The sequence below is a fragment of the Caloranaerobacter longqiensis genome, from assembly GCF_050286925.1.
Lineage (GTDB): Bacteria > Bacillota > Clostridia > Tissierellales > Thermohalobacteraceae > Caloranaerobacter.
On record NZ_JBFWFX010000035.1, the window covers coordinates 1 to 7,286 of the forward strand.

A 7,286-nucleotide genomic window follows, 5' to 3' on the forward strand; every position below is an offset into this window, starting at 1 on the left:
GTTCGATTGCTATCTGACATTCAGCAATTTCCTTTAAGTTTAAATCAACATCATCCCAACTCTTTAAAACAGGTTCGTTTGGAATTCTTACTCTTGCCATTCTAGTTTCCCCCTTTTAGATCATTATCTTCATCTTCAATATCTACATAAACAACATGTCCATCTTCACAATGGAAGAATACTCTGTCCTTTTCATAACAATTTGAAGCAGTCCCAACGCTTATTAAATCCATATCGTTCATTAAGCATCCCCCTTTAAATTATTTCTCAATTTATCAAAAGCTCTGTCGAATTCTTCTTTAGCTATGTAGTTCTTATCCACATAATCAACAATTCTATCCACTACAGTCTTTTTATCATCAAGCCCTTCAATTAAGCAGTTAATTGCCAATGTAACTTCTTCTTTAAGGTTAAGCATGCCCTGTCCTCCTTTAAAATCATTTACCAAAGCATTTTGTAATTCTTAGCCTCTTCTACAATTTCAGCTGTTATTTCTCCACCTTGCACAGCTTCCAAACAAAGTTCTAAAACTTCTACAAAATTTCCAAGCCCTCCATGTTTATAATCTATTGCAATAGCAGTAAGTAATCTTTTAGCTTCGTTTGTTGCCTTATACATTTTTAATATTTCCGTTACTTCCTTTTCTTTAATTCCTCTGAGCTTCATTTTGTAAATTCTTCTGTATAATTGTGCTAAGTTATCTTTTCCATTTCCACGAGTCAAATGCTCTTCTAAAACTGGAGTTCCTACCAATATAATTGGTGTTCTAGTGTTATCCCATATTTTTCTCAAAACTTCAAATTTGTCTACATCCCATTTCTTTAAATATTCAGCCTCATCTATTACAAAAGTCATTTTCTTATTCTGCAAAGCTCTTATAAGCTGTTTAGTTCTTACATAATTAGACCCATTTTCTAAACTTACACCGCATTCAAAAGCCATTATTTCTAAAAGATCCTTCATCCTCATATTATGATAAGCTTCTATATAAACCGCTTCTTCGGTTCTTGCTACAAATTCTTTTACTGCTGTTGTTTTCCCTGTTCCTGGTTCTCCAATAATTACACCCATCTTACGTCTTTTTCTCATATCTTCACAAAATCCCAAAATTTCTTTAAATTCAATAGTTGGGAAAAGTTCAATCTGATTACTATAGCTTTGAACTGTATTTTTGTAACCATAATATACTTTAAGCAATTCCCTAAGACTTGCTTCTAAACCTTCACTAGTCTTTCCATGATGTACAAACTGAGATATATAAGATGGACTATTACCGCTCTTTCTTCCTATTTCTGCAAAAGTTATTCCTTCGTTATCTCTTAATTTTCTTATTTCTTCTCTAAGCTCATCTGTAGTCATGTTATCAAAATCAAATCTGTTTGGTCTCAATATTGAAACAGTATTCATAATCATCGTCCTCCTTTTTTATTTGTTATTTGCAATCTAATTTGCGAATTTTTAACCAGCACTTGAACGTTTTAAAACCGATTCTCCATTATTGATAAATCTTTTCTTAGCAACCCCGATTTCTTCTTTATTTTCTTTTTTAATGCTTTTAATTGCCTTGTCATAGTCTTTTTTAGCTCTTTCGTATTCAAGAACTGTTATATTCCCTTGACTATTTTCAACAATTTCTCCAGTAATACTATTAGCACTAGAACGTTTAGGTTTTTTAGGTATTTTTTTGCCTGTAAGTTCTGCAATTCTTTCTTTAACTTCTTGCTCTTGTCTCCTTTGTTCGGCTACATGCTGTGCAATCTTATCTTCATCTTCAAGAACCATCTTAAACTCCTCTTTAATAGTTGCTGCACAAACATATTTGCCTTCATGCATTACAATAATTACATCATCATTTTCCCTGTTGAACTTTATTTTTACTGTTTCTCTAGTTAAATGCTTAAGTTCTTTATGCCAATAAAGCTTATTATTAAATCTAATGCCTTGTGTAGTAACTTTTCTTTCAACGCTTTCCATTTTGCAAATGCTAAGTAATGCCCAACTTGGTTTATCATATCTAACTTTTTCCTTTTCCTGATACAGTTCTAAAGGTGTTTTACCTCCATATCCTGAATGTGGCGTATTATGATATTCTTTTAAAACCGTATTTATAAACCAGTTGCTTAATTCATCTAATGTCCAAAGTTTGTTTTCTCTTATTAACTTTTTTAAAAGTTTATTAAAATTTTCTGGTCTTTCTTCCGGACTAGTTCCGCACCAACCAGGTATTTCTCTTACATATTTATCTGAAAATGTTCCAAACCATCTTTCAATAGGTTTAACCCATCCATGATAAGCTTTTGCATGAATATTGCCTATTTTTAATTGTTTCAAAAGTCCTTCCGTTTCAATATTGTATTCAATTGCATTTCCTAAATTCTTTTCAATAATCTTTCCACCTTCAAATACCTGTGACCTATAGTCTTTACCATTGTCTGTATATACTATCTTCGGAACGCCCCAGAAAGGAAAATCTTTCTTTTCTACTATCCCATATATTAGTGCTTCCGCAATCGTTCTGCTATTAGGCTGCATTGATATGCACCATCCAACTATACAACCTGTAGCCACATCATACCAAGCAGTAAGCCAAGGCCTTCCGACTTTACCATCCTTGTCGATTACAAAAGCATTAAACTGATAATGGTCTCCGAACCAAACTTCATTTACAAGCTCTGGTTTCTTTCTAGTTGCTTTTTGCATATACATTGCTTCCCAATACTTCTTGCCTTTTCTTGCATAATCCACAATCTCTTTTGGAATAGAACTGAGTATTCTTATTGCAGTTTTGTCGCTTTTTGAATACTTCATTCCTTCTTTTATCTCTTCATTGCAAATTGCAATTGTATATCCTTCCTTTTCAAGCTTTTCTCTTACTTTAGAACCTTTTCTAAACTTACAGTTCTCACAAGCTCTTTTCCCTAATCTTTTAGCATCTCTAACCATTAACTCGTATGATTTTGTCTTAGTTCTCTTGAGTGGAGTTAGATAATATCTCTTCATTCTCATTTCAGCTTCTAAACAAAAACTTATGGTCTTGCCCTTCTTACTACTGCCTTTTCTCATAAGTCCTGCTAGACCTTCTTTTTCATACTTTTTTATCCAATCATATAGCGTTCTATATCCTATACCATACTTGTTAGCAAGCTGTTTCCTTAATTCAGTTGTCTTCCCATATACATCTATATTAAGAGCTTCTTGAACTATTTTGTGTTTTTCTAATAGTTCTCTCATGCCTTTTTCACCATACTTTTCTCTATATGAAACCAAATCCGCATTTACATTAATTTCTTCTATATGTTTATCTTCTATATTAGCTATTTTTTCTAAATATTTAATTTGTGCTTCTGGAGGAAGAGATGCAAGGTTTATCAGGTATGTCTTTAGATTTTTTTCATTAGTAATTTCTTTTATTTCCAATTCTCCATTATTAACTTTTCTCCGAATCGTTCTTTCATTTACACCACATAACTCAGCAGCTATTTTGCTAGTAATCCAGCTTTCCACTCTATCCATCCTCGAATTTTTATGTTATAATAGAGGGGAAGAGTATATATAAAGGTTATAGAGTGTCTGGGGAAACACCCTTTAATATATACTCTTCTCCTTTTATGCACTTTTTTGTGATTCGTCGATAGAATTATATCTCTTAATACATTTTTCTCTTTCAGACATAATATAGCTTTTTAATTCTTTTATCATTTGAATTTTACTGCCCATTTCGATTAACATAACTTCATATTTTTTAAGCAGTTCGTCTTCTTTTTTAGTAAGCTCATTAAATTCTTCGCTAAGCTTCTTTTCCTTCATTGCAAGAAAATGTTTCTCTTGCTCAATTGACAATTCTAATTTTCCAATTTTATTAACGATATCTGAAATAACTGCCATTTGGTCCTCAAAGCTAAAGCTAGGTATGAAATTTTCTTTACTCACTTATATCGCCTCCTTTAAACTTTTATCATTTTCTCCGTCAATTTCTAACACTTCATTAATTAACGTTTTGTATTTAAGTCCTTGTTTTCTTCCTCTTAATATGTCAGTTAAATAACTTGGACTTATTCCTATAATTTTTGCTAACTCTTTTTGCTCCATATTTTTTTCTGCTAGTTTTTGTTTGACCTTGACTCCAAATATAGTCAGCTTTCTTTTCGCCATCTTGCTGTCCCCCTTTAAAATTAAAATCAATTTTGCGAATTTTTGTTATGTCTAAACATCTCTTATTACTAAAATGACAGCTGGACCTTTTTCTTTAATTCTTTTATGACTGTTTTTCACTTGGTACTGCTGATTTTTGTTCATCTTGAGTATGCTTACGTTCTTTCTTGATTGAAGCTCTTTTATAAGCTCTGAAGTTTTATAATCCTTAAGCCTTTTCCCAAATCCGAACATCTTTTTGTCCCCCTTATTTGCAGAATCCATCTAATCCCTCCTAAATTGTACATTTTCATCTCCAATTCTTTTGCAATTCCCATCTTCATACAATATAAAGCCCTCTTCAACTCCATGCCCACAACATGCAGATACAGCTCCCTCAATATATCCCAAGCATTGATCATAACCTTCAGTAGTTGGCATCTTCCCACATCTGGCACATGGTCTTTCATTTTTTATCGATTCTTTGGTATCGCTATACACCCACTCTGTACCATTCCATTCACAAAGATGTCCTCTAACATAACTTTTAGCAGTCATTTAATATCCCTCTTTAAAATTTGGAATTAAAAATTTTATAATTTGCCCAAACTGCAAAACCAAAAATCCCATAAAATAGGAGGAGGTGTTAACTCTTGCCGTCATTCTTACTTACTCCTCTTCAATTGTATGGGTAATAGTCACAGTAAGTCTTGGTTGTTCACTGCTATAGTCAGGAAGTTTAATAGTACATTCTAAAGTTTCATGTTGTTTGATAGCATTTCCTAAAGTAGTTGCTTCTTCATTCGCTCTAACGATAGCTTTAACAAGGTTATCCTTATCAATAGAAACTTTTAAAAGAATCTTATCTTTTACTACTTTTTCTAATTCAGCTACTCTGTTTTCCAAATCTTTAATGCGTTGCTCTAACATCAGCTCGCCTCCTTTTTCTAAAAATTTCACTTTAGTGGATGCAGGACCACTCTAAAGATATGTTTTAACTTGACATCCTTTATGAAAAAGACTGTCGATAGGATAGAACTTATTTTTGACTTACATAAAAATACATTTTACGTAAGTCAAATTGTGATACAATAAAAGCGTAATATTTCGCTGTTGTTATTTTTATTATAGATGACATTTGACATCATGTCAATAGAAAAATGATTTTTGTCATCAATTTGTTGTTCATTTGTCATCAATTATTGTGATAAATGTCATTTGACTTCATATACTGTATAAAGGAGGGATTTATTTTGAAAACACTAGGAGAACGTCTAACTTTTTTAAGGAATCAAAGAGGCCTTAGTCAACGTCAAGTAATGGAAAAATTGAACATTTCAAATCTTAGTAGGTATGAAAATGATGAAAGAAAACCTAGCGTCAGTACAGCTATACTTTTAGCTGATTTTTATGATGTATCAATTCATTGGCTACTTACAGGAGAAGAAGACCATTTGTGGAGAGAACATGTTCCTGGAATAGGCCGAAGAATTAGATTTTTAAGAGAGTCTAAAAATATCAGCATAGAAGAACTTGAAAAAACTTTACACATATTCGATTTAGATAAATTTGAATCTGAAGAATGGACTCCAGGAATGGTCGTTATTACAAAACTTGCTAATTACTTTAATGTGTCTATTGACTGGCTTCTAACCGGCAAAGGAAAGGGGCCAAAAGAACCGGAAGAAACATGGACTATAGAAAATCTATACATTGATGGCAAACCTGTTGAACCAGCAAAAATTTATACTCCAGAAAAAAAGCCTATATTAAAATTGTTATGGGATGTTTTTACTAAAAATTTAATACAAAAAAATAATAATTTAGAAAATAAAATTGAAAAAATGATAGAAGAGAAAGGATATGCAGTTATCGATATAGAAAAAGATATGCCAGAATTATTTGAAGAAATCAAAGTTATCGAAGAAGCTGCAAATAATACAGAACTTAAAGAAATAATAAATATGCTTAAAAAACTTCCTCCATCAGATCTAAAAGAAGTAAAAAACTTTGTACAATTTAAACTGCAAATGATTGAAAAATCTAAAAGGGGAGAGTCATCAATCTTGAAGAATGGAGAAGAAGCCACTACCCTGGATAAAGCAATGGCTTAAATTTTTGATCTTATTAGCGTATTAATACGCTAATTTAAAAATAAAAAAAGGAGGTAAATCATGTTTAATAATGTTTTTAAAGAACTTAAAAAACTTTTCCCCCATCCAAATTACGCTATGAGTGATATTGAGTGGGAATATGCAGCTACACACCTTTCGGATCTACTTCATCAGAGCACTGTCCAACTTATTAAGTCAGCTAAAAATTCCTTTACATTAAAGCCTTTTGATAAAATGAAACATTTAGAGTTTTGGATAGCTAAACCAGCTAAAGAAATTGCAGCTTCAGTGCTAATCCCTAAAGAAATGCTCAATGAGAATGATGAATATTTTAATTCAGATGGAGATAACTGTCCAGGTATGTCAATAAGAGTTTCTTTAATTAGGGATGCTTTTTTGGAACAAGGTATTTTAGATTCTAATATGATTTTCTTAAGATTTTCAGTTCTTGGAAGCAGGGAATTTGAAGCTTTTAAAGAATTTTATTTGAATTATAGGCGAATGATTGAGTTGCTGATACAAAAAATTGATCTGCACTTTTCATTCTGTTCTTTTGATGATAATGACAATACTTTTTCATCAGGGAATTTAAGTTATAAGAACTCTTTAGACTTAATAAAAAGTATGGATAAAGTCTTTTTGAATAGTAATGAAATAAAAAACTTTTGCATGCAGTCTTTTTTTAATGAAAATTCATCTTATGAATCAGTATTACTTGCCTTCAAAATACTTATTGCACTTTTAGATTCAAGTTATCACTACTATACTAAAAGAAAAGATAAAGATAGGATTCTTAAACATTACAATATCTTAAAATAAATTTTACATGAAACCCCCAATATTAATACAAAATAAACAGCTTTAAAATGTCCGCTTAAATTCCAAACAAATAATCTCTCTATATATTGATATTGCTGGTTTTAAACCTATGTCCGCTTAACTTCTAAAAATGTCCGCTTAAAACTTGATTTAATAAACTTTTTATAATAAAATTTTATTAAATAAAAATGACTTGTAATGTGCATAATTTCAGCTTTTAAA

Annotated in this window: 11 protein-coding genes; 2 read left to right on the forward strand and 9 right to left on the reverse strand. The window is 31.3% G+C overall.

Features of this window, described 5'->3' with window-relative positions; all coding sequences use genetic code 11:
- Positions 1 to 101 precede the first annotated feature (101 nt).
- The 9 genes from AB4Y15_RS13505 to AB4Y15_RS13545 form a co-directional block, all read right to left on the reverse strand.
- The gene (locus AB4Y15_RS13505; RefSeq protein WP_427340869.1) at positions 102 to 242 is read right to left on the reverse strand and encodes a hypothetical protein; all 141 of its coding nucleotides are present in this window, start codon (positions 240 to 242) and stop codon (positions 102 to 104) included.
- Positions 242 to 418 carry a hypothetical protein gene (locus tag AB4Y15_RS13510; protein ID WP_427340870.1) on the reverse strand — a complete coding sequence of 59 codons (177 nt, stop codon included), beginning with the start codon at positions 416 to 418 and terminating at the stop codon, positions 242 to 244. The genes AB4Y15_RS13505 and AB4Y15_RS13510 overlap by 1 nt, the downstream gene beginning before the upstream one ends.
- A 23-nt stretch (positions 419 to 441) precedes the next feature.
- The gene (locus AB4Y15_RS13515) at positions 442 to 1,407 is read right to left on the reverse strand and encodes an AAA family ATPase (protein WP_427340871.1); all 966 of its coding nucleotides are present in this window, start codon (positions 1,405 to 1,407) and stop codon (positions 442 to 444) included.
- 51 nt (positions 1,408 to 1,458) lie between these two features.
- Positions 1,459 to 3,504, reverse strand: a complete 2,046-nt coding sequence (locus AB4Y15_RS13520; RefSeq protein WP_427340872.1) for a Mu transposase C-terminal domain-containing protein — start codon at positions 3,502 to 3,504, stop codon at positions 1,459 to 1,461.
- Between the two features lie 102 nt (positions 3,505 to 3,606).
- Positions 3,607 to 3,930 (reverse strand): hypothetical protein, encoded by a 324-nt coding sequence (locus AB4Y15_RS13525; RefSeq protein ID WP_427340873.1) that lies wholly within the window; start codon positions 3,928 to 3,930, stop codon positions 3,607 to 3,609.
- Positions 3,931 to 4,152, reverse strand: coding sequence for a helix-turn-helix domain-containing protein (locus tag AB4Y15_RS13530; protein WP_427340874.1), 222 nt, complete (start codon positions 4,150 to 4,152; stop codon positions 3,931 to 3,933).
- 51 nt (positions 4,153 to 4,203) lie between these two features.
- The gene (locus AB4Y15_RS13535) at positions 4,204 to 4,416 is read right to left on the reverse strand and encodes a BC1881 family protein (RefSeq protein ID WP_427340875.1); all 213 of its coding nucleotides are present in this window, start codon (positions 4,414 to 4,416) and stop codon (positions 4,204 to 4,206) included.
- A complete protein-coding gene (locus AB4Y15_RS13540; protein WP_427340876.1) occupies positions 4,417 to 4,689 on the reverse strand; it encodes a hypothetical protein in 273 nt (90 codons plus the stop codon).
- A 111-nt stretch (positions 4,690 to 4,800) separates the two neighbouring features.
- A complete protein-coding gene (locus tag AB4Y15_RS13545; protein WP_427340877.1) occupies positions 4,801 to 5,061 on the reverse strand; it encodes a hypothetical protein in 261 nt (86 codons plus the stop codon).
- A 323-nt stretch (positions 5,062 to 5,384) separates the two neighbouring features.
- Between AB4Y15_RS13545 and AB4Y15_RS13550 the strand changes: the two genes are divergently transcribed.
- A complete protein-coding gene (locus AB4Y15_RS13550; protein ID WP_427340878.1) occupies positions 5,385 to 6,245 on the forward strand; it encodes a helix-turn-helix domain-containing protein in 861 nt (286 codons plus the stop codon).
- 60 nt (positions 6,246 to 6,305) lie between these two features.
- Positions 6,306 to 7,064 carry a hypothetical protein gene (locus AB4Y15_RS13555; RefSeq protein WP_427340879.1) on the forward strand — a complete coding sequence of 253 codons (759 nt, stop codon included), beginning with the start codon at positions 6,306 to 6,308 and terminating at the stop codon, positions 7,062 to 7,064.
- The last annotated feature ends 222 nt before the right edge of the window (positions 7,065 to 7,286 follow it).